Here is a 22,041-nt window from a genome sequence, read left to right as displayed (position 1 = left end):
TATTGCGTTAGCCTAATATACAACGAATTGAGGTGTTTCAGATGTTTTCTGTAACCATAAGAGAGATAATGGAAGAGTTTCAGCTTGAAGAATTAACCGGGACCCCGGACTACGAGAATGTGGAAATCTCATCAGCCGATGTGAACAGGCCGGGATTACAGCTTGCCGGATATATGGAATATTTTGGAACAGATAGAATGCAGATAATCGGTAAAGGTGAAACTGCCTACTTGATGCAGCTAACAGAGGAAGAACGGTATAAGAGACTGGATAACTTCTTTAAATGCGGATTCCCGTGTATGGTTGTAGCAAGAGGATTAGGGGTTTTCCCTGAAATGATAGAAGTAGGCCGTAAATATAACATTCCTGTTTTAAGGACAGATGATGTAACATCCAGATTTATGAGCGGTGTAATAAGATATCTGAATCTTCAGCTTGCACCAAGAACAAGTATGCACGGCGTGCTTGTAGAAGTATACGGTGAAGGTATACTGATACTTGGAGAAAGTGGAGTTGGAAAAAGTGAAATAGCTCTGGAACTGGTAAAAAGAGGACACAGGCTTGTAGCCGATGATAATGTCGAAGTCAGAAAGGTTTCGGATAAGACCCTTGTAGGTACTGCTCCTGATATAATACGTCACTTTATAGAGATAAGAGGTATCGGTATTCTTGATGTAAAAAACCTTTATGGCGTAGGTTCCGTTAAAATGACAGAGAATATAAACCTTGTAATAAAGCTTGAACATTGGAACGATAAGAAAATATATGACAGACTTGGTCTTGAAGATGAATTTACAGAAATATTGGGTCTTGCAGTGCCTTGTCTTAATATTCCGGTTAGCCCCGGAAGAAATCTGGCAATTATAGTAGAGGTAGCTGCCATGAACAACCGACAGAAGAAAATGGGATACAATGCTGCAAAAGCTCTTAGCGAAAGAGTACTTGGAAATATAAATAAAGATTTATAAATACATTTAAAACCCGGCTGGGGAGGTAGGATCATTGAATATAGTAGTTGATACGCACACACATACAGTTTCAAGTGGACACGCATACAGTACAGTTCAGGAAAACGCCAAAGAGGCTTATACAAATGGAATTCGCATGATTAATATTTCCGATCACGGTCCGGCAATGAAGGGAGCTCCATTTCTCTATCATTTCGGGAATCTTGAAATCATACCGGATATATTGTATGGGGTAAGGATTGTTCGTGGTATAGAATTAAACATAACGGATTATAATGGTACGGTTGATTTGCCGGAGAGATATTTAAAAAAGTTGGAGCTGGTTCTTGCCAGCTTTCATGATATCTGTATAGAACCTTCTACGATTGAAAATCATACCAATGCAGCCATTGAAATATTAAAAAATCCATATATAGATATTTTTGCTCATCCGGGAAATCCCCAATTCCAGATAGACATTGAGAAGGTTGTTAAAACAGCTAAGGATTACGGCAAGCTTATTGAACTGAACAACCATTCCTTTAATGTGCGCAAGGGAAGTGAAGGGAATTGCAGGGACATAGCACGAATGTGTAAAAAATACGGTGTAAGGATAACAACAGGGACAGACGCTCACATAAGCTTTAATATTGGCAGGTTTGATAATGTCATGAAGATTTTAAAGGAAGTGGAGATGCCGGAAGATCTGGTTGTTACTACTTCTGTTGAGAAGATGGAAAATTATCTCTCCGAAAGGAAAAAACGTATTGAAAAATAGATATGCTAGAGAAGGAGGAATGCGTTATATTACAGAATGAGGAGTTTGTTCAGAAGCTAGTTTCTGTTACCGGAAAGGACGGAGTGTCAGTTAATGAACCTATGTCTAATCATACCTCCTTTAAAATAGGCGGGCCTGCTGATATAATGACTTATCCCAAAAACAGCACTCAGCTAGTAAACATTGTAAGAGAGTGCATGAAATCCAATGTCCCATTTATGGTTATGGGAAACGGTACTAATCTGCTGGTGTCAGACCAGGGAATCAGGGGCGTTGTAATTAAAATATATGACAATATGGCAGCCTTCAAGGTTGACAATGATACAATCGAGCTTGAAGCAGGAATACTTGTTTCAAAGGCATCTAAACTGGCACTTGAATATTCACTTACAGGGCTGGAATTTGCTGAAGGAATCCCAGGTACTGTGGGCGGGGCCGTAACTATGAATGCAGGAGCCTATATAGGTGAAATGTGTATGGTTGTTCACCAGACCGAATACATGGATCGAGAGGGGAATATCAGGACGATAATCGGGGATGAACATTGTTTTTCCTATAGAAACAGTATCATACAGAAATCAAAGGGGATAGTTCTCAAAACAAGATTAAAGCTTCAGAAGGGTGACAGCTTAAAAATAAAGGAAAAAATGGATGAGTTCAATTTTAAGCGAAGGGATAAGCAGCCTTTGGAATGGCCCAGTGCAGGGAGTGTCTTCAAAAGACCCCAGGGATATTTTGTGGGTAAGCTTATTGACGATAGTGAACTTAGAGGTTTTGGGATTGGAGGGGCACAAATATCAGATAAACACAGCGGCTTCATTATAAATCGGGGAGGCGCTACATGTAGTGATGTTTTAGCCTTGATAAAGCACATACAGAGTACGGTTGATGAGAAATTTGGAGTTCAGTTAGAGCCTGAACTAAGGATTATAGGAGACTTTAACTAATAAAGATTACACATACAAAAGATTTGGGGGATTAGGATGAGATTTGTAATAGTAACGGGAATGTCAGGTGCGGGCAAAAGCCTTGTTACCAAATATTTAGAGGATATAGGATTTTTCTGCGTCGATAACCTTCCTCCAGCACTGATTCCCAAATTTGCCGAAATCAGTGCCCAGAGCGAGGGCAAGATGGAAAAAATTGCTCTGGTTATAGATATTAGAGGCGGTGAACTTTTACACGACCTTTTCCCTGCTTTAGCAGAGGTCAAGGAATCGGGTTTCAGCTATGAAATACTTTTCCTTGAAGCAGATGACGATGTTCTTGTAAAAAGATATAAGGAAAGCAGAAGACAGCATCCCTTATCACCGGAAGGCCGCCTTATTAAGGGAATCAGGGAAGAAAGAAAAGCACTTCAGACCATAAAATCAAATGCAAACTATATAATAGATACATCGACTCTAGTAACCAGACAACTCAAACAGGAGATAAACGGTATATTTTTAGAAGGCAAAACTTTTAAAGGGATAATAATCAATGTGGTATCCTTTGGATTTAAATATGGGATTCCAACAGATTGCGACCTTGTTTTTGATGTCAGGTTTATACCTAACCCTTATTATATAGCTCCTATGAAGAAACAGACAGGAAAGGATCAGATGGTTAAGGAATTCGTACTAACTGCTTCGGAAACAAAGGAGTTTATATCAAAGCTGGACGATATGCTGGATTTCCTGATTCCAAACTATATAAAAGAGGGAAAATCCCAGTTGGACATCGGAATAGGTTGTACAGGCGGAAGACACAGGTCGGTTGCAATAGCGGATGAAATATATAGAAGACTGGAAGAAAAAATGCATAGGGTGGTTATTGAACACAGAGATATAGAGAAAGACGGTAAAGGGGTTGGAAAATGAGTCGGTTCAGTTGGATGAAGCCTGGTGCCAGAATCAAAAGGTGGATAGCATTACTTTCAGCAGGTATAGCCTTAATATGTTTCAGTATCTTATTTACCATATATAATTACGATAAGGGAGTCCCATACATTATTGAAATGGCTACTTTAGCGTTTTTGGGTCTTGCAGGTGTTTTTGCAGCTTTCAGACTTCTTGTGAAAAATTTTGCAGGTAAGTTAATGAACGGACAGGATATAAGTAGCCTTCTCCATGAAAAAAAAATTTCGGTCAAGGGGCCTAAAATAGTGGCAATAGGAGGCGGTACAGGCCTTTCAACAATGTTGAGAGGACTAAAAAAGTACTCGTCAAATCTTACAGCATTGGTTACCGTAGCGGATGATGGAGGCGGTTCAGGGGTATTGCGGGAAGATCTTGGTATGTTGCCTCCGGGTGATATCCGAAACTGTATTCTTGCATTGGCAAATACGGAGCCTATAATGCAAAAACTGCTTCAATACAGATTTCAGGATGGAATGTTAAAAGGACAGAGCTTCGGAAACCTGTTTCTGGCTGCAATGGATGGTATTTCAGACAGCTTTGAAGAGGCTGTAAAAAAAATGAGTGATGTTCTGGCAGTAACAGGAACAGTATTGCCTATTACCCTTGAAGATGTCAGGTTATGTGCCGAAACAGACAATGGAAACACAATCCTTGGCGAATTTAACATAGGCCACAGAAGTGAAAGTGATAAATCCAGAATAAACCGAGTTTTCCTGAATCAGACAAAGGTTAAGCCTTTGAATGAAGCAATTGAAGCCATTTTGGAAGCGGATATTGTTGTATTGGGCCCCGGAAGCCTTTATACAAGCATAATACCGAATCTTCTGGTTGACGGGGTATGTGATGCATTGGGCAAAACAAGGGCTGTTATAGTATACGTGTGTAATGTAATGACACAGCCGGGTGAAACTCAAGGCTACAAATTGAGTGATCATATAAAGGCAATAGAAAAACACTCTCACAGGGGTTTAATTGATTACTGTATTGTAAATACGTCAACAATTCCTGAAGAAATGGCGGAAAGATACAGCAAAGACGGAGCTGAGCTTGTCAAGGTTGACTTTGACGTAGTCAAGAAGATGGGGATTGAGATAATTACCGGAGATTTTAAGAGTATTAATAATGGCTATGTAAGGCATGATTCAAACAAGCTGGCAAAAAATATTATGGAACTGGTAACCGAGCTTGTTCTGGCAAACGACGGAGACAGAATACTTGACTATTATTATGCAAAAGATAGAATCAATAAAATCGGAGGCTGATAATATGGACTTTGGAAAAAGCTGCTGGTACAGCTACCAGCAAGGCTGTCAAAGAGAATGGTTAATCACAAATGGCATCGGAGGTTATTCATCACTGTCCCTGATATGTTCAAATAATAGAAGATACCACGGCTTACTGGTTTCTGCATCAGTACCTCCAACTAAAAGGCAGCTTTTTCTTTCCAATATTCTCGAAGACATGAGCTTTGAAGATGGAATTACTGTATCTCTTAGCTCCTTTCAAACAGGTACCGGATATATAAATAACGGCTATACACATCTTCAAAGGGTTGAATATAATTATCTTCCGGAATTCATTTATTCTTATAAAGATATTTTTGTAAAAAAGAAAGTATCAATGAAGCAGGGAGATAATACCGTGATTGTACAGTATGAGGTACGAAACGGCAATAAGGAAGCGGTTTTTAAGCTGACCCCCCTTGTAAACAACAGAGACCATCATTATACCAGTAAAAGCAGTCATTTAAAATTCAGCATAAAACATGAAGCAAATGTAATCCGTGTATCAGGAGACGGAGAATCGGAAATCAGGTTTCTGGTTGATGGCGGAGAATTTAAAAGCTACAATGACTGCTTTTTTTATGACATGTTTTATGAGGTTGAGAGGGAACGGGGATTGGACTATACTGAAGACCATTTTATACCGGGCTGTTTCAGCATAAAAGTTAAACCTTGGGAAACAAAAACAGTTTCATTTATTGCATCAACTGAAAACTATGACCTTGAAAATATAAATGCATCACGAGTTATACAATCTGAAGAAGAAAGATTAAAAGAGCTTCTGGACAGGGCCGGTGTTCAGAACGAGCTATGCAGAAGGCTGGTACTTGCTGCGGATAGCTTCATTGTATACAGAAAATCAACAAAATCAAAGACGGTTATAGCAGGGTATCCATGGTTTACAGACTGGGGCCGCGATACTATGATTGCCTTCAGCGGCCTTACCTTGGCAACGGGCAGATATGGAGATGCAAAGGATATATTGTTGACATTCTCAAAGTATGTTAATCATGGGCTTATACCCAATATGTTTCCGGATGACGGGGAAGAACCGGCCTATAACAGTGTAGATGCTGCCTTGTGGTATTTTGAGGCTGTTAATAGTTATCTTTCTTACACAGAGGACTATAATTTTATTCAGAAGAATATATACGCTTGTCTCAAGGATATATGTAGTGGATTTGTAAATGGTACCATCTATGACATTAAAATGACGGATGATGCCCTTGTAACGGCAGGTAGTGAAAATACACAGCTAACATGGATGGACGCCAAGGTAGGAGACTGGGTAGTAACGCCTCGTCATGGGAAAGCCGTAGAAATAAATGCGTTATGGTATAACGCTTTAATGATTATGTCCGGTCTTGCTGAAAGATTTGGTGATATTGATATCTATTCGGCTATAGCCTCCAAAACGAAGGAGTCCTTTCAAAAGGAATTCTGGAATGAAAAGGATCAATGCTTGTATGATGTAATTAATTCTGAAGGGAAAGATTCAGATATCAGGCCAAACCAGATTCTGGCCATAGGACTTTCCTATCCGGTTATTGAAGGACAAAAGGCTGAAAAAATACTGAATAAGGTGTGGGAAGAGCTATATACGCCTTATGGGCTTAGGTCATTATCCAGTACTAACAGTGGATACAAGGGCGTTTATTGCGGAACCCAACTTGAAAGAGACGGTGCGTACCATCAGGGAACAGTCTGGACATGGCTTCTGGGAAGGTTTATAAAGGCATATATTCACATAAAGGGTGGAACAGAGCAGGCACGACGAAATGCTCTGGAATTTATAAACCCGTTTTCAGATCATGTTAAAAACGGTGGATTGGGCAGTATTTCAGAAATATTTGACGGGGACAATCCACACTATCCCAGAGGATGCTTTGCACAGGCATGGAGTGTTTCCGAGATACTGAGGGCTGCTGTTGAAGACATAGGTATTGACCAGCTTGGTCAAAGAATAAATTATTAGTGTGCGGGAGTGTTGTTAAGTGTCTTTTTCGACTATAGTAAAAGATGAGCTTTGCAGGATTGAGCTACATGAGGAATGTTGCATGAAATCCGAAATTTTAGGGGTTATCCTTACAGGTAACCTCTTTTCCCATGAAAAAGTATTAAGAAATACAAAAGTGGTCACTGAAAATGCCGCTTTTGCCAGAAGAATATATTCAATATTCCGGAGAATATACGGCATTTGCCCGGAGGTTGCTATCAGAAGAAGCAGCAAACTCAAAAAGCATGTATCGTATTCTCTTACGCTGGTACCGAACCAGATGATAAACAGAATACTGTATGACTTTGGAATAAGCGCTTTCTCTGGAGACGAATATATTCCAACTGCAAGTACACTTGAAAAGGTGTGCTGCAGAAAAAGCTTTTTGAGGGCGGCTTTTCTTTCGGGAGGTTCAATAAGCGATCCTGAAAAGACATATCATCTGGAAATAGCAACTCACAATATTATGTCTGCCGAAATTATAAAAGACTTGCTGGATGATTATGATATAAATACAAAGATAATCAAACGCAAAGGCAGCTTTGTGGCTTATATAAAAGAAGGAGAGCAGATAGTGGATTTCCTGAATATTATTGGTGCACACACAGCGCTTATGGAACTGGAAAACGTAAGAATACTAAAAGATATGAGGAACAGTGTAAATAGGATAGTAAACTGCGAAACGGCGAATCTTGAGAAAACGGTAAATGCTTCTATTAGACAAATAGAAAATATAAAGTATATTCAATCCACAATAGGAATAGACATGCTCCCCGAAAACCTTGCAGAGATAGCCGACGTAAGGCTTCAATTCAGTGATGCAAGCCTTAAAGAGCTTGGAGAAATGCTTCACCCGAAACTTGGAAAGTCAGGAGTAAACCACAGATTAAGAAAGCTGGATGAAATTGCTGATGAGATTAGAAAAAATAACGAAAGGTAAAATCAGGGAAATATAGAATTGATACTGTGAATAAACAAATAGGAGGAAACAGGTTTGGATGTTAAACTTTCAAAAAAAGGGACAACCCTTGTTGTAAGAATAATGGAAGATATGGACCATCATTCTGCACAGTATCTCAGACAAAAGATAGACAGTGAGATTACCAAGGCAACTATAAAAAATATTGTATTTGATTTTACCAATGTAAACTTCATGGACAGCTCTGGTATAGGTGTTGTTGTAGGTAGGTACAAAAATGTATGCAAGTTGAACGGTAAGGCAGCTATAGTAAATGCAAATCCAAAAATATTGCAAATATTTGAGATGTCCGGCGTATTAAAGATTATTCCTGTGTACAACAGTTTGGATACAGCTATTTCAAGCATGTGCGGTTAATAATGTAACATCATGTTAAAGAGAGTGAGGAAGAAAAATGCAACTGGTTAATGAGATGAAGCTTGAATTTATGAGTAAATCCAATAATGAATCCTTCGGAAGAGTTGTTGCTGCGGCATTTGCGTCTCAGCTTGACCCTACTGTAGAGGAATTGGCGGATATAAAAACGGCTGTTTCCGAGGCTGTGACAAATGCCATAATACATGGATATGAAGATTCTTCAGGAACAGTAGAAATGATTTGCAGACTATATGACGAAGGTATTCAGATAATCATATCAGATAAAGGAAAAGGAATAGAAGACATTGAGCTGGCACGCCAGCCTCTTTACACTTCAAAGCCGGACATGGAACGCTCAGGAATGGGTTTTACTGTTATGGAGAGTTTTATGGACAGCGTCGAAATAGTTTCTGAACCCAATATGGGTACAACTGTCACAATGTTTAAAAAATTAAAATCTTAAAAACATTTTCAGAATAGAAATAACACCGGGGGCTAGAGATTTTTGCATTTAAATGTAAATAATTAGAATTTATGTATAAATATATATATTGCGGCTAATAATTAGATTATACAAGATTTCATTCCCCGAAGTAATAAGATACGGCCTGGACAGGCAAAATATGTGACAGAAAGGTTTAGGCAGAAAATATGAAGGAAACATCAGATGATGCTGTTTTAACTCTTATAATAAAGGCCAAGGCTGGCGACAAACAAGCCCAATCCGTTCTGGTTGAAAAGAATGTAGGCCTTGTATGGAGCATTGTAAAGAGATTTCAGAACAGAGGATATGAAGTTGACGATTTATTTCAAATAGGAAGCATTGGGTTAATCAAAGCAATAAACAAGTTTGATACATCTTATGATGTCAAATTCTCTACATATGCTGTTCCTATGATAATTGGTGAAATAAAAAGATTTATCAGAGATGACGGAATAATAAAAGTAAGCAGATCTCTCAAGGAGGTTTCCTCAAAAGCACGTATAACCAAGGAGATAATGAGTAAGGAACTTGGTAGGGAGCCTACAATTAATGAAATTGCTCAGCGTATGAATATTTCACCTGAAGAACTTGTCATGGCTATTGAAGCAGGATGTACTCCTGAATCCCTGTACAGTACTATAGGCGATGGAGACAATTCGCCCATACTGCTTATAGACAGGATAGATGCAGCAGACAATAACAGCTGTGAAGTCGATCTTATTGACAAAATTGCAATACGACAAATACTGGATACACTGGATACAAGAGAGAGACAGATAATCATATTAAGATATTTCAAGGAAAAGACCCAGGTTCAGATAGCAAAACTGCTAGGGATTTCTCAGGTACAAGTTTCCAGAATCGAAAAGAAGATACTTAGGGATATTAAATCTAAAATGATTGCAAACAATAATTAAAGGTCAACGGTTTATACATCATAAGAGGTGGCATTTTGATATGATTAACAACTTTAAAACAGGAAAAATGACTTTTTATAAAACCAAAGCTATTATTGCAGTCATAGCTGCGTTGATTTTGGGAGCTATAATAATTGTGCTGGTTCTCACCGGTTTCCCGTCTTCAAAAAAAATACACAACAAGGGAGTTTATGTTTTAAACCATAGTCCTATTGAATTAAGATTATAACAGAATATAAAATTTACCATAATAATTAGAATGAAAATGCAAAGTATATTAAATATAGCAAATTGCATTTTCATTTTTTTATATTCATATGGGAGGCCTTTTATGAAAAAGAGTTTTACCAAGGATCAATACTCAAAATACGTTGAAGAAGTCTCGCCGAAATCTAAACTTTTTACAAATGTTTTAAAGGCTTTTCTGGTTGGAGGTATTATATGTGATATTGGACAGCTATTTATTAATTTGCTTAAAAATAGAGGCTTGGACAATGATGCTGTATCCGCCATAACCAGTATTATAATGATTTTTCAGGCAGCGCTTTTAACGGGACTTAACGTTTATGACGAAATAGGCAAGTTTGCGGGAGCAGGATCGATAGTACCAATTACGGGATTTGCAAACTCTGTAGTATCTCCTGCTATGGAATTTAAGTCCGAAGGATACGTCCTTGGAATGGGTGCAAAAATGTTTATTGTTGCAGGACCTGTAATAGTATATGGAATTTGTTCATCAATAATTGCAGGTATTATACACTACCTTATTACTTAATAGCCCTCTTTTATCCGCATAAAAGTTCGGATGAAGGGAAATAAAGAAATAACTATGGCTAAAGGAGGCTAATAAAATAAACATGGCAGAAAAGCATATCGGAAAGCAGACTGTATTTTTAAAAAATCCACCTTCCATTAAAGCTACAGCATCATTTGTAGGGCCAAAGGAAGGTAAGGGCCCTTTAAAAAACGACTTTGATTATATTATTCCAGATGAGTTATGGGGAGAGGACAGTTGGGAGAAAGCTGAAAGTAAGCTTGTAAGGGAAGCTTTTGCAAAAGTTCTCCAGAAGGCAAAGCTCCCAAATGATCAAATAGATTATGTTCTGGCAGGGGATCTTCTAAACCAGTGTATAGCAGCAAACTACGGACTAAGAGAAACTGAAGTTCCATTTTTTGGTTTATACGGTGCGTGCTCAACCATGGCTGAATCAATGAGCATTGGAAGTCTATTGGTTGAGGGAGGCTTTGCGGAAAACATAGTATGTATGACCTCCAGCCATTTCTGTTCAGCAGAAAAGCAGTTTAGGTTTCCTCTTGAATTGGGAAGTCAGAGAACCCCCACTGCACAGTGGACTGTAACAGGTTCCGGTGCGGTAGTACTGTCTTCTAGTGGTGCCGGCCCGTATATTAAGCATATTACAACAGGAAAAATTATAGATTTAGGAATAACAGATGCAAATAATATGGGTGCGGCTATGGCTCCGGCAGCAGCGGATACCATATTCGCTCACTTTAAGGATACAGGGTTGCAGCCTGATTATTATGATCTTATTGTAACCGGTGATTTGGGTAAGGTTGGAAAACAAATTTGTCAGGAAATGCTGAAGTCAAACGGGTTGGATATAGAATCCAGATTTAATGACTGCGGAGTAATGATATTTGATGCAGAAACGCAGGATACTCATTCGGGAGGAAGCGGATGTGCATGTTCGGCAACGGTTCTTGCAGGACATATATATAAACAGCTAACTCAGGGGAACTTAAAGAGAGTATTATTTATTGCTACAGGGGCATTAATGAGTCCTATAAGTTCTCAGCAAAAGGAATCCATACCGGGTATAGCACATGCTGTGGCTATCCACAGAACATTAAACTAACAAGTTAAAATAATGAGGTGAAATAATGACTTACTTGAGTGCTTTTATAGTCGGTGGAATAATTTGTGCCATTGGTCAAATATTGATAGACAAAACGAAATTAACATCTGCACGTATATTGGTAGTTTATGTAGTGGCCGGGGTAGTACTGGCATCCTTGGGAATATATCAGAAAATAGTTGATATAGGAGGAGCAGGTGCCACTATTCCCCTTACCGGATTTGGCTATAATCTGGCAAAAGGTGTGTTCAGGGATGTGGATGAAACGGGATTGCTGGGAGCATTTACTGGAGGATTCAAAGCAGGTGCTGCGGGGCTTGCTGCAGCTGTATTTTTTGGGTTTATGATGGCTGCGATATTTAAACCGAAAGCAAAAAAATAAACATTTTAGAGGAATATTTAAGGTCAAGGCTAAAGTAATTTTTTTAGTTTTGCTAAGTTAAATATTCCTCTTTTTTTACTTTTTAAAAAAATATATGGAATTTTACCTTGAAATTGTTTATAATTGAAGAAGATTTTTTTATACTCATCAACGAAATTTTGAATGTAGAAGAACAATACATAAAAACAAGGTGGATGAATTATGAACATAGAGTATATAAACCCATTTATTGAAGCAAGCCAGACAGTTCTTAAACAAGTTGTGAACGTTGATGCTAGGTTGGGAAAAGTGTTTTTGAAAAATTCTCCTTATCAGGGAGAGTCGATACTTATAATTGTAGGAATTACCGGTAAAATTCGTGGACAAGCTATTTTTACAATGTCCAAGGACGTAGCCTTTAAAATAGCTTCAGCTATGATGATGGGTATGCCTGTTGACGAATTAAATGAAATATCAAAAAGTGCACTGTCCGAGCTTACAAATATGATATTGGGGAATACAGCCACTTTACTTTATAATAAAGGAATAGGTATAGAAATCACCCCTCCTTCATTGCTACTTGGTGAGAATTTGCAGATTTCACAGTCTAAAATGAAGACAATATGTATACCTTTATATCTGTCGGATAATGAGATTCTTGAGATTGATATATCCGTTCAGGATTGAGAAATTATAAGTAAAATGATAAAATAAATAAACATACAATAAAAAGATGGTTAGTAAAGCCATCTTTTTATTGTATGTTTATTTTAGTAGATTCTTTGATAAGTTACTGAAAGGAATGTGATTAAATATGGCACTTAATATAGTACTGGTGGAGCCCGAAATTCCGCAGAATACCGGAAATATAGTGAGAACCTGTGCAGCAACGGGAACTGTGCTGCATCTTGTGGGGCCTCTTGGATTTTCCATAGAGGATAAATACCTGAAAAGAGCCGGACTTGACTACTGGGACGAGGCGGATGTGAGGTATTATAACAGCCTTGACGAGTTTTTTGAAAAGTTCCCGGGAAAAACCTTCTATTATTCAACCACTAAAGCAGTAAATAACTACTGTGACGTACAGTTTGATGACGATAGTTTTATTCTGTTCGGAAAGGAAACAGCAGGCCTTCCCGAGGAACTGTTGAGAGAGAATAAGGAGTATTGCATAAGAATACCTATGAAAAACAGCATCAGGTCTCTTAATCTTTCAAATTCTGTTGCAATCGTTTTATATGAGGCACTAAGACAGCAGAATTTCAAAGAAATGAAGCTTGAGGGACATATGGTAAAATACGAGTGGTAAAAATATTATGGTGTTTAACCTTAAAAAAATGGGTATATTAAAAAAGTATAATAAAATTGTGCAACCTAAGAAAGGGTTAAAATGGTTAATAGAACCAGACTTGTTGATGAATTTTTCGAATTGGTAAAGATAGATAGCTTATCGGGAAAAGAAAGACAAATGTGCGATATACTGAAGCGAAAGCTCGAAAATATGGGATATATGCCTGTAGAGGACAATGCAGGAGAGAAAATTGGTGGAAACAGCGGAAATATAATATGCACCGTTAAAGGAAACAAGAATGTACCTGCTATTTTGCTTGGGGCACATATGGACACTGTAGTTCCCGGAATTGGGAAAAAAGCCATTGTGGACGGAGATATAATCAAAACCGATGGAACAACAATTCTGGGTGGTGATGATGCTTCCGGGATAGCAATTATACTCGAGACAATGAAGATTCTCAAAGAGGAAAACATTCCTCACGGTGATATACAGATAGTATTCACAGTAGCTGAAGAAATCGGATTACTTGGTGCAAAAAACCTGGACTACAGCAAAATACACGCAAAATACGGATTCATTCTGGACAGCGACGGAAGGATAGGCTGTGCGGCAGTAAAAGCTCCTTCACACCACAAGATAAATGTGGTAATAAAAGGTAAAGCTGCTCATGCCGGTATGGAGCCGGAAAACGGAATAAGCGCATTTACAATTATGGCTCACGCTATGGCAAACATGAAACTTGGAAGAATTGATGAGGAAACAACGGCAAACATTGGTGTAATTCACGGCGGAACAGCTACAAACATTGTATGCGACAGAGTTGAGATTGAAGGTGAAGCCAGAAGCAGACAGCAGGATAAGCTGCAGGCGCAGACAGATCATATGAAAGACTGTTTTGTACAGGCTGCAGAAAAATTCGGCGGACAGGTTGAATTTGACTATGAAGTGGAATATCTTGCTTACAATTTACCGATGAATTCTGGAATTATAAGTATAATGAAGTCAGCAGCGGAAGACTGCGGTATTGAATTTGAGACAGTAGTTACCGGAGGCGGTAGTGACACAAACATTTTTAATTCAAAAGGAATTGAAGCAGTTGATTTGAGCGTTGGTATGACCAATGTACACAGTGTTAAAGAACAGATATCAATAAAGGATATGATAGATGCCGCTACTTATCTTACTGCAATTATACAAAACGTCAAATAACTGACAACGAGGCAGCTAACAGGGGGATATATATGTTGCAAACTACTTTAATAGATAAGGAAATATCTATTAACGACAAGGAGTGTTTCGATAAATATTTTGAAACAGCCGATGTCCTTGCATCTGAAATGAGTTTTACAAACTTTTTCATGTGGAAGGACCACTATAAAATAAGATTCGGAATAATAAATGATTTTTTATGCATAATGTCAGTAAGGGATGATTTAAAACCTTTTTGCTTTTTTCCTGTAGGAGATTACAAAAAAGGTGAAGAATTAAAAAAGACTATATACTTAATAAAGGAGTATTTTGCTTCAGAGGGATGGAATTTAATATTCTCAAGAGTAACCAAACAGCAGAGGGAAATTCTTGACGAAATTGGAATCGAGTATAACTCTACAGAAGATAGAGACAATGCTGATTATGTGTATACTGTGAAAAGTTTGTCAACATTGGCTGGAAAGAAGCTTGACGGCAAGAGAAACCATATTAACAGGTTCAAGAAACTTTACAGCCATGAGTATGAAGAAATAACACTGGCAAATATACAGGATTGCAAGAATATAGTAGAAAAATGGTATCATCAGAGATCAGATGATGAAAGCCTTTCTCATGAAAGAATCGCAAACCATGAACTCCTTGACAACTACGGAATACTTCGCTTAAAAGGCGGATTAATCAGGGTTAACGGTGAAGCACAGGCTTTTACGGTTGGAGAACAACTTAATAAAAATACCGCAGTAATTCATGTTGAAAAGGCAAACGCTGAAATTCACGGTGTTTACACAATGATAAATCAGCAGTTTATAAACAATCAATGGCTCCATATGGAGTATGTAAATAGAGAACAGGACATGGGAATTGCAGGGTTAAGAAAGGCCAAATTATCCTATAATCCTGATCACTTGATTGAAAAATACACAATAGAAGTTTGTTAAATAATTATTAAATTAAGCGTATATACTATTGAAAATGTTTTTGAAATATTATAGAATTATTTTGGTTTAGGAAAAGGAAACCAATTCTTTTGTCGATAAGCATTAATTTGCTTGACTAATTAATAAAAAACTTAGGAGGTAACACCAATGGCAGTAAAAATGGGTATTAATGGTTTTGGACGTATTGGACGTCTTGTTTTCAGGGCTGCAATAAACAACCCTAATGTAGAAGTAAAGGGAATCAATGATCCATTCATCGATCTCGAGTACATGAAATATATGCTTACTTACGACACAGTTCATGGTAAATTCGAAGGAACTGTAGATGTAAAAGATGGCAAATTAGTTGTTAACGGAAAAGAAATCGCAGTATTTGCTGAAAAAGATCCTACAGTTATAGCTTGGGGCGCTTGTGGTGCTGATTATGTTGTTGAATCAACAGGTGTATTCACTACTACTGAAAAGGCTTCAGCTCACATCAAGGGTGGAGCAAAGAAAGTTGTTATCAGTGCTCCTTCAGCTGACGCTCCAATGTTCGTAATGGGCGTTAACAATGACAAGTACACTAAGGACATGACAGTTGTATCAAACGCTTCATGTACTACTAACTGCTTGGCTCCTTTAGCAAAGGTTATCAACGACAACTTCGGTATAGTAGAAGGTCTTATGACTACAGTTCATGCTGCTACTAACACTCAGAAGACTGTTGACGCTCCTTCAATGAAAGACTGGAGAGGCGGAAGATCAATCCTCGGAAACATCATTCCTTCATCAACTGGTGCTGCAAAAGCAGTTGGAAAGGTTATTCCAGAATTGAACGGAAAATTAACTGGTATGGCTTTCAGAGTTCCTACAGCTGACGTTTCAGTTGTTGACCTCACAGTTCGTCTTGAAAAATCAGCTACTTATGAAGAAATCAAAGCAGCTGTTAAGACTGCTTCAGAAACTAACCTCAAGGGTATCCTCGGATACACTGAAGATGCAGTTGTTTCAACTGACTTCATCCACGATGCACGTACTTCAATATTCGATGCTGAAGCTGGTATCGCATTGAACGGAAACTTCGTTAAGTTAGTATCATGGTATGACAATGAATGGGGTTATTCAAACAAAGTTGTTAACCTTATTGAGCATATGGCTACTGTTGATGCTAAATAATTAATTATAAAATAAGCACTGTGAAGTGCACAAAAAAGACCCGACAGGTTTTCCTGACGGGTCTTTTTTTGTTATCCTGCATACTATGTCGGAATAAAGAGTATTCTCGCCCTAATTTCTTTAAATAAATAATATCATTAAAAATACAACTTGTTAAATTTCCATTTTTTGCTTATACTTAACATAAATAATTTATTAAATACGGATTCAGAGCTGATAAGCCTACAGGTGTCTGCCTGCTAGGCTTAATCTTTGCCGGTGCAGGAGGAACAAATGAAAAAAACAAACTTAATCAGGCTTATTTGCATTATTTTTACCTTATGTTTATTTTTTAGCTTTACATCATATGCATTAACCGGTTCAACGTTTTCAAGCAGTGGAAACCATTTAATTTATGTTAATAATCCGGAGTCCTTTGGCCTTAATGCGGGGGATTTGGTATATTTGTATGGTACAAACCTTGGAAATTCTTATAAGGACGTTGAATTTTATCACCATTTGTATAACGCTTGGTCAAATGCAGGAGCCTGCAGAGTCGGAGTGGCGATAATGAACAAAGGTCCAAAGCCCGCAAAAATAACATATAAAGGAAGTTGTACTGCAACGCTGGACGGATATAATTTCGCTGTTATTGAAGACACTTCACAGGTGCTAAAAAACTTTCAGAAGGCAAAATATCAGACTGTCATACTTAATCCGGGAGAAAAGAAAATAGTATGGTCAGATGACTTCAGATTTACACCCGGATTTTCTGAATTTGTGTATGGTAGAGCTCAGTTTAAATCCAATCAGAAATTTGGAGTCTGGTTGAGAGTATTTGCAGCCGGACAATCTAAAACTGCTGAGGATGTTTTCAAAGAAACGCTTCCGGTAAAGGGGGTAGGACATGGTTTTTGCGGTGAATTGGGTTATACCGAGAAAAATGTTACACTTGATGCAGATTCAAGTAACTTAACAAACCTGTGTGAATGGCCTCAGTCACTTAATACATATGAGTACGACGGTGTAATAAACTCAAAACCGGGTGCATCAAAATACCACGCCGGAAACTATGGTGTTGTATACAATATAACAATAAACCATGCTTCTAATAAGAAAATAATAATAAATCCCAAGTGGAGCCAGGACAGGCCATATGCAACACTTGTTTACAGCGTCAACAATGGCCCTTGGATGGTTGGTGAAAAGATTACAACGGGTATGTTCTGGACAGAGGATTTGGGGTATGGACAAACTGCGAATTTTAAATTTATGTTGCCTGGAGGCAATTGTGGAAGCTATTATGTGTCTTTTGAATAAGTAAAGTGATAATAATTAGTACCAAGTATTAATATCTAGTTTTAAATCACTTCATACTGTGCTATAATATACAGTGTAGACTAAAAAATAGTATGTTAAGCATTAATCCGGCTTATGATATATAAAGCTGAAATTCAAGGAGGATTTTATGATAGTTACACCTAAATTCCGTGGATTCATTTGTACAACATCTCACCCTGCCGGCTGTGAATATAGTGTCAGGCAACAGGTTGAGTATGTTAAAAATCAGAAAAAGGTAAATGGTGCTAAAAAAGTACTGGTTATTGGAGCTTCGACAGGCTATGGATTGGCATCCAGAATAACTGCTGCCTTTGGGTGCGGAGCAGCCACAATCGGTATATTCTTTGAAAGGCCTTCATCCAAAAATAAAACAGCCTCTGCAGGATGGTACAATTCAGCTGCTTTTGAAAAAATAGCGCAAGAAGAAGGCCTGTATGCAAAAAGTATAAACGGTGATGCCTTTTCAAATGAAATAAAGCAGAAAACTATAGATTTGATAAAAAAAGACCTTGGTAAGATAGACATGGTAGTTTACAGTTTGGCTTCTCCAAGAAGGACACATCCTGTAACCGGTGAGGTATTCAATTCGGTTATAAAGCCGATTGGATCAACTTATACATCGAAAACGGTAGACTTTCATACACAACTTGTTTCTGAAATAACTATTGAGCCTGCTAACGAAGATGAAATAAGACAAACTATTGCAGTAATGGGTGGAGAGGACTGGGCAATGTGGATGGATGCACTGAAAAATGCTGATGTTCTTGAGAAAAATGCAATTACACTTGCATATTCCTACGTAGGCCCTGAAATGACTCATTCTGTTTACAGAGAGGGAACTATCGGAAAAGCCAAGGATGACCTTGAGGCTACTGTGGCAAAAATTAACGAGAATCTTAAGGGTATCGGCGGAAAAGCTTATGTTTCCATTAATAAGGCGGTTGTAACTCAAGCTAGCGCAGCCATACCTGTTATATCTCTTTATATTAGTGCATTATTTAAAGTAATGAAAGAAAAAAATATTCATGAGGGCTGTATTGAACAAATGTACAGAATGTTCAGTGACAGGCTCTATTCAGGGGACTTGAAACTAGACAGCAAGGGCAGAATCTGTATGGATGATTTGGAAATGCTTCCAGAGGTTCAGGCTGCGGTAACAAAACTCTGGAATGAAGCTAATAACGATAATGTAAAAGACATTACTGATATTGAAGGCTACAGAAAAGAGTTTTTCAGACTTTTCGGCTTTGAGTTTGAAGGTGTTGACTATAGCGCCGATGTTGACATAGAAGCAAGTATTGAAGCCATAGATTAAACTATTGTTAAAAAGCATAAAACCGGTTAAATTCTGCATAGTGCAGTTGTTCCGGTTTTATGCTTTTTTTATGAAAATTTTTCTATAAAACGGTGGTATAGTGATATATAATAAAATAAATAATCTGAATGTACATTTTTGTTGAAGTAATAGACGGGCAAAAGGGGGCAGAGCATTGATTAATCCTGCTTATGAGATTGAGCGACTTCTTCAATTTGGTGAAAGACATGGAATGATAGATAAATTAGATAAAATTATTGCCAGAAATAAGCTTCTGGATTTACTAAAACTCAAAGAGCCATTTTACGGTAAAATACCGGATGAATATATGAAATATCCCTGGGAAATACTTGAAAGAATCGTGGATTATGCCGGTGAGTCAGGACTCTTTGACAAAGACATCTACGTCTGCCGTGAACTTTTTGATACCGCAATAATGGGGACAATGATGCCCAGAGAGTCTGAAATAATAAGAAATTTTACGGATTTGGCTGAAAAACAGTCTATGAAAGCTGCAACAGACTATTTTTATGATTTGTGCCTTGCATCAAATTATATAAGAACATCTCAGATAGCAAAGAACATTAAATGGGTTAACGAATCAAAATACGGAAAGCTGGAAATTACCATTAATCTGACCAAGCCGGAAAAGGACCCCAAAACCATTGCCATGGAAAGACTTCAGCCCCAAAGCAATTATCCTGAATGCATGCTATGCATAGAAAACATAGGATATGCAGGGAGGATTAATTTTCCTCCAAGACTGACTCATAGGCTTATACCGGTGACCCTTTGCGGGGAACAATGGTATTTGCAATACTCTCCATATGTCTATTACAATGAGCATTGCATAGTTTTAAGTGAAACACATGAGCCTATGTTTATTTCAAAAATGACCTTCCAATTGCTGTTGGAATTTGTTAGACAGTTCCCTCATTACATTTGTGGCTCAAATGCAGACCTGCCAATTGTTGGAGGCTCTATATTAAGCCATAACCATTTTCAGGGCGGAAATTACCTGTTTCCAATGCAAAAGGCACCTATAACTGCAAAATATAAATCAGATAAATTCAAAAATGTAGACATTGGTTTGGTAAAATGGCCCCTGTCGGTTATCCGTTTATCCTGTGAGAGAATAGATGAATTAGTTGAGTTTTCTGATTATGTTCTGACCTGTTGGAAAGGCTATAGTGACGAAAGCGTGGAAGTTTTAGCATGTACGGACACTGAGGAGGGCAGGGTTCCTCATAATACAATAACTCCTATTGCAAGAATAAATGAATCGGGTAGATATGGGCTCGATTTAGTATTGAGGAACAATAGAACTACAGAGGAACATCCCGATGGTATTTTTCATCCTCATAAGGAAATCCATCATATAAAGAAGGAGAATATCGGATTAATTGAGGTAATGGGTTTGGCAATACTGCCGGGTAGACTAGAAAATGAAATCATTAAGATAAAAGAAATTCTGGTGGGTAATTCGGATACAGACAGTATTTATGATAGTGACAATATCCTTTTCAAACACAAAAACTGGATTGAGCAGCTTATTTCAAAGTACGGGATGTCTATGTCCGAGGATGACGCAGACCGGGCGCTTAAGAATGAAACAGGTAAAAAATTTGAAATTTGTCTGGAGCATGCAGGAGTGTTTAAACAGGATGAAAAGGGACATGAAGCCTTTAGCAGATTTTTGAAATCAATGGAATTGGAGCTTAATATATGAACAAGAACTATGATGAACTGAAAGATAAGTTTTGCCATATTTACGGAGGAGAAAAAGAGGATTTACGAATTTTTTCCGCACCCGGCAGGGTAAATCTTATCGGGGAACATATTGACTATTGCGGAGGATATGTACTTCCGGCAGCATTAAGTCTGGATTCAACTGTAATAGCACGGCCAAACGGAAAAAATGTTCTGGGTCTTGCGGCAACCGATTTGCCGAATAGGGTTGAAATCAGTCTGGGTGACCTTGAGAGTGCAAAAGAATTGAAATGGGGGAATTATCAGGCAGGAGTGGCATTTATGCTTCAGAAGGCAGGCTACAGCCTCACAGGGGTAGATATGCTGTTTCATGATACGGTACCTCTGGGGTCGGGACTTTCTTCATCAGCCGCTATAGAACTGGTTACTGCAGTTACACTGGTGACGCTGGGCAACGAGGCAAATGACATTAATAAGCATGTAGATATGGTGGAAATGGCGGTATTAGGCCAAAAGACTGAAAATGAATTCTGCGGGGTCAGCTGTGGAATTATGGATCAGTTTGCTTCCGCCATGGGAAGAAAGGAACATGCAATCCTGCTGGACTGTGGGGGATTAAAATATAAATATTTACCTCTTAAACTTGATGGGTTCAGGATTGTTCTTGGAAATACAAAGAAAAAGCGTGCACTTGGAGAATCGAAATATAATGAAAGAGTCAGTGAATGTGCCGAGGGTTTAAGAATACTAAGGCAATATATGACTGACAAAAATAACCTGTGTGATATAACATTAGATGAGTTTGAACAATATAAATCAAAAATAAAAAATGAAGTAATCAGAAAAAGGGTAACTCACGTTATAGGTGAAAATGCCAGAGTACTGAAAGCAGCAGATGCTTTGCAGAGAAATGATATATATGAACTGGGAAGATTAATGGTGGAGGCAAATGATTCAATCAGGGATTTATATGAAGTGACAGGCAGGGAGCTTGATATTATGACAGCGGAGGCCTTAAAGGTAGATGGTGTTATTGGTGCAAGAATGACAGGGGCTGGCTTTGGAGGCTGCAATGTAAATATAGTGCGGGAAGATAAGGTTGAACTTTTTATAAATCAGGTTGGCAGGAATTACAAAGACCGGACAGGCTTGACTCCTGAATTCTATATAAGTGAGACAGGTGACGGTGCAAGAGAGATAACTCCTTAAATTATTAATGG

General features: G+C 38.1%; 23 protein-coding genes. All 23 read left to right on the top strand.

Annotation, left to right across the window (positions count from 1 at the left end):
• Positions 1-41 precede the first annotated feature (41 nt).
• The 23 genes from hprK to CLO1100_RS13105 all read left to right on the top strand — a co-directional run bounded on the left by hprK (position 42) and on the right by CLO1100_RS13105 (position 22,030).
• Positions 42-968: an HPr(Ser) kinase/phosphatase gene (gene hprK, locus CLO1100_RS13215; protein WP_014314256.1), complete on the top strand. Its 927-nt coding sequence runs from the start codon at positions 42-44 to the stop codon at positions 966-968.
• Between the two features lie 34 nt (positions 969-1,002).
• Positions 1,003-1,725 (top strand): phosphatase, encoded by a 723-nt coding sequence (locus CLO1100_RS13210; protein WP_014314255.1) that lies wholly within the window; start codon positions 1,003-1,005, stop codon positions 1,723-1,725.
• A gap of 2 nt (positions 1,726-1,727) precedes the next feature.
• Positions 1,728-2,672 (top strand): UDP-N-acetylmuramate dehydrogenase, encoded by a 945-nt coding sequence (murB, locus tag CLO1100_RS13205; protein WP_014314254.1) that lies wholly within the window; start codon positions 1,728-1,730, stop codon positions 2,670-2,672.
• A 36-nt stretch (positions 2,673-2,708) separates the two neighbouring features.
• Positions 2,709-3,584: an RNase adapter RapZ gene (rapZ, locus tag CLO1100_RS13200; RefSeq protein WP_014314253.1), complete on the top strand. Its 876-nt coding sequence runs from the start codon at positions 2,709-2,711 to the stop codon at positions 3,582-3,584.
• Positions 3,581-4,885: a YvcK family protein gene (locus tag CLO1100_RS13195; protein WP_014314252.1), complete on the top strand. Its 1,305-nt coding sequence runs from the start codon at positions 3,581-3,583 to the stop codon at positions 4,883-4,885. Before rapZ ends, CLO1100_RS13195 begins: the two co-directional genes overlap by 4 nt.
• Before the next feature lie 4 nt (positions 4,886-4,889).
• Positions 4,890-6,881, top strand: coding sequence for an amylo-alpha-1,6-glucosidase (locus CLO1100_RS13190; protein WP_014314251.1), 1,992 nt, complete (start codon positions 4,890-4,892; stop codon positions 6,879-6,881).
• Positions 6,882-6,900: 19 nt separating this feature from the next.
• A complete protein-coding gene (whiA, locus tag CLO1100_RS13185) occupies positions 6,901-7,842 on the top strand; it encodes a DNA-binding protein WhiA (protein ID WP_014314250.1) in 942 nt (313 codons plus the stop codon).
• Between the two features lie 54 nt (positions 7,843-7,896).
• Entirely contained in the window at positions 7,897-8,238 is a 342-nt protein-coding gene (gene spoIIAA / locus CLO1100_RS13180; RefSeq protein WP_014314249.1) for an anti-sigma F factor antagonist, read from the top strand.
• Between the two features lie 37 nt (positions 8,239-8,275).
• Positions 8,276-8,701, top strand: coding sequence for an anti-sigma F factor (spoIIAB, locus tag CLO1100_RS13175; RefSeq protein WP_014314248.1), 426 nt, complete (start codon positions 8,276-8,278; stop codon positions 8,699-8,701).
• A 188-nt stretch (positions 8,702-8,889) separates the two neighbouring features.
• On the top strand, positions 8,890-9,639 hold the full coding sequence (gene sigF / locus CLO1100_RS13170; RefSeq protein ID WP_014314247.1) for an RNA polymerase sporulation sigma factor SigF: 750 nt from the start codon (positions 8,890-8,892) through the stop codon (positions 9,637-9,639).
• A 40-nt stretch (positions 9,640-9,679) separates the two neighbouring features.
• Positions 9,680-9,868, top strand: a complete 189-nt coding sequence (locus tag CLO1100_RS13165; protein ID WP_014314246.1) for a hypothetical protein — start codon at positions 9,680-9,682, stop codon at positions 9,866-9,868.
• Positions 9,869-9,970: 102 nt separating this feature from the next.
• Positions 9,971-10,414 (top strand): stage V sporulation protein AC, encoded by a 444-nt coding sequence (gene spoVAC, locus CLO1100_RS13160; protein WP_014314245.1) that lies wholly within the window; start codon positions 9,971-9,973, stop codon positions 10,412-10,414.
• A gap of 82 nt (positions 10,415-10,496) precedes the next feature.
• Complete coding sequence (gene spoVAD, locus CLO1100_RS13155; RefSeq protein ID WP_014314244.1) at positions 10,497-11,516, top strand: stage V sporulation protein AD; 1,020 nt, start codon at positions 10,497-10,499, stop codon at positions 11,514-11,516.
• A 25-nt stretch (positions 11,517-11,541) separates the two neighbouring features.
• Positions 11,542-11,898 carry a stage V sporulation protein AE gene (gene spoVAE, locus CLO1100_RS13150; protein ID WP_014314243.1) on the top strand — a complete coding sequence of 119 codons (357 nt, stop codon included), beginning with the start codon at positions 11,542-11,544 and terminating at the stop codon, positions 11,896-11,898.
• A gap of 201 nt (positions 11,899-12,099) precedes the next feature.
• The gene (locus tag CLO1100_RS13145; RefSeq protein ID WP_014314242.1) at positions 12,100-12,564 is read left to right on the top strand and encodes a chemotaxis protein CheX; all 465 of its coding nucleotides are present in this window, start codon (positions 12,100-12,102) and stop codon (positions 12,562-12,564) included.
• A 127-nt stretch (positions 12,565-12,691) separates the two neighbouring features.
• Positions 12,692-13,186 carry a tRNA (uridine(34)/cytosine(34)/5-carboxymethylaminomethyluridine(34)-2'-O)-methyltransferase TrmL gene (gene trmL, locus CLO1100_RS13140; RefSeq protein WP_014314241.1) on the top strand — a complete coding sequence of 165 codons (495 nt, stop codon included), beginning with the start codon at positions 12,692-12,694 and terminating at the stop codon, positions 13,184-13,186.
• An 81-nt stretch (positions 13,187-13,267) separates the two neighbouring features.
• Positions 13,268-14,380: a M20/M25/M40 family metallo-hydrolase gene (locus tag CLO1100_RS13135; RefSeq protein WP_014314240.1), complete on the top strand. Its 1,113-nt coding sequence runs from the start codon at positions 13,268-13,270 to the stop codon at positions 14,378-14,380.
• 32 nt (positions 14,381-14,412) lie between these two features.
• Positions 14,413-15,318 (top strand): DUF2156 domain-containing protein, encoded by a 906-nt coding sequence (locus tag CLO1100_RS13130; RefSeq protein ID WP_014314239.1) that lies wholly within the window; start codon positions 14,413-14,415, stop codon positions 15,316-15,318.
• A 147-nt stretch (positions 15,319-15,465) separates the two neighbouring features.
• Positions 15,466-16,476, top strand: a complete 1,011-nt coding sequence (gene gap / locus CLO1100_RS13125; protein ID WP_014314238.1) for a type I glyceraldehyde-3-phosphate dehydrogenase — start codon at positions 15,466-15,468, stop codon at positions 16,474-16,476.
• Between the two features lie 273 nt (positions 16,477-16,749).
• Positions 16,750-17,775: a hypothetical protein gene (locus CLO1100_RS13120; RefSeq protein ID WP_014314237.1), complete on the top strand. Its 1,026-nt coding sequence runs from the start codon at positions 16,750-16,752 to the stop codon at positions 17,773-17,775.
• A 148-nt stretch (positions 17,776-17,923) separates the two neighbouring features.
• Positions 17,924-19,111, top strand: coding sequence for an enoyl-ACP reductase FabV (fabV, locus tag CLO1100_RS13115; RefSeq protein ID WP_014314236.1), 1,188 nt, complete (start codon positions 17,924-17,926; stop codon positions 19,109-19,111).
• A 175-nt stretch (positions 19,112-19,286) separates the two neighbouring features.
• Entirely contained in the window at positions 19,287-20,840 is a 1,554-nt protein-coding gene (locus CLO1100_RS13110; protein ID WP_014314235.1) for a UDP-glucose--hexose-1-phosphate uridylyltransferase, read from the top strand.
• Entirely contained in the window at positions 20,837-22,030 is a 1,194-nt protein-coding gene (locus CLO1100_RS13105) for a galactokinase (protein ID WP_014314234.1), read from the top strand. Before CLO1100_RS13110 ends, CLO1100_RS13105 begins: the two co-directional genes overlap by 4 nt.
• Positions 22,031-22,041: the final 11 nt, after the last annotated feature.

The organism is Clostridium sp. BNL1100 (assembly GCF_000244875.1).
Classification (GTDB): domain Bacteria; phylum Bacillota; class Clostridia; order Acetivibrionales; family DSM-1351; genus Ruminiclostridium.
This window is presented reverse-complemented; position numbering and strand designations above follow the sequence as displayed.

Excerpts from the sequence above, each read along its gene's own strand:
- CLO1100_RS13190 (WP_014314251.1), top strand. The coding sequence starts at position 4,890 with ATGGACTTTGGAAAAAGCTGCTGGTACAGCTACCAGCAAGGCTGTCAA.
- rapZ (WP_014314253.1), top strand. The coding sequence starts at position 2,709 with ATGAGATTTGTAATAGTAACGGGAATGTCAGGTGCGGGCAAAAGCCTT.
- trmL (WP_014314241.1), top strand. The coding sequence starts at position 12,692 with ATGGCACTTAATATAGTACTGGTGGAGCCCGAAATTCCGCAGAATACC.
- murB (WP_014314254.1), top strand. The coding sequence starts at position 1,728 with ATGCTAGAGAAGGAGGAATGCGTTATATTACAGAATGAGGAGTTTGTT.
- CLO1100_RS13120 (WP_014314237.1), top strand. The coding sequence starts at position 16,750 with ATGAAAAAAACAAACTTAATCAGGCTTATTTGCATTATTTTTACCTTA.
- fabV (WP_014314236.1), top strand. The coding sequence starts at position 17,924 with ATGATAGTTACACCTAAATTCCGTGGATTCATTTGTACAACATCTCAC.
- spoVAC (WP_014314245.1), top strand. The coding sequence starts at position 9,971 with ATGAAAAAGAGTTTTACCAAGGATCAATACTCAAAATACGTTGAAGAA.
- gap (WP_014314238.1), top strand. The coding sequence starts at position 15,466 with ATGGCAGTAAAAATGGGTATTAATGGTTTTGGACGTATTGGACGTCTT.
- CLO1100_RS13145 (WP_014314242.1), top strand. The coding sequence starts at position 12,100 with ATGAACATAGAGTATATAAACCCATTTATTGAAGCAAGCCAGACAGTT.
- spoVAE (WP_014314243.1), top strand. The coding sequence starts at position 11,542 with ATGACTTACTTGAGTGCTTTTATAGTCGGTGGAATAATTTGTGCCATT.
- sigF (WP_014314247.1), top strand. The coding sequence starts at position 8,890 with ATGAAGGAAACATCAGATGATGCTGTTTTAACTCTTATAATAAAGGCC.
- CLO1100_RS13130 (WP_014314239.1), top strand. The coding sequence starts at position 14,413 with ATGTTGCAAACTACTTTAATAGATAAGGAAATATCTATTAACGACAAG.
- spoIIAB (WP_014314248.1), top strand. The coding sequence starts at position 8,276 with ATGCAACTGGTTAATGAGATGAAGCTTGAATTTATGAGTAAATCCAAT.
- CLO1100_RS13165 (WP_014314246.1), top strand. The coding sequence starts at position 9,680 with ATGATTAACAACTTTAAAACAGGAAAAATGACTTTTTATAAAACCAAA.
- spoVAD (WP_014314244.1), top strand. The coding sequence starts at position 10,497 with ATGGCAGAAAAGCATATCGGAAAGCAGACTGTATTTTTAAAAAATCCA.
- hprK (WP_014314256.1), top strand. The coding sequence starts at position 42 with ATGTTTTCTGTAACCATAAGAGAGATAATGGAAGAGTTTCAGCTTGAA.
- CLO1100_RS13195 (WP_014314252.1), top strand. The coding sequence starts at position 3,581 with ATGAGTCGGTTCAGTTGGATGAAGCCTGGTGCCAGAATCAAAAGGTGG.
- CLO1100_RS13105 (WP_014314234.1), top strand. The coding sequence starts at position 20,837 with ATGAACAAGAACTATGATGAACTGAAAGATAAGTTTTGCCATATTTAC.
- CLO1100_RS13135 (WP_014314240.1), top strand. The coding sequence starts at position 13,268 with ATGGTTAATAGAACCAGACTTGTTGATGAATTTTTCGAATTGGTAAAG.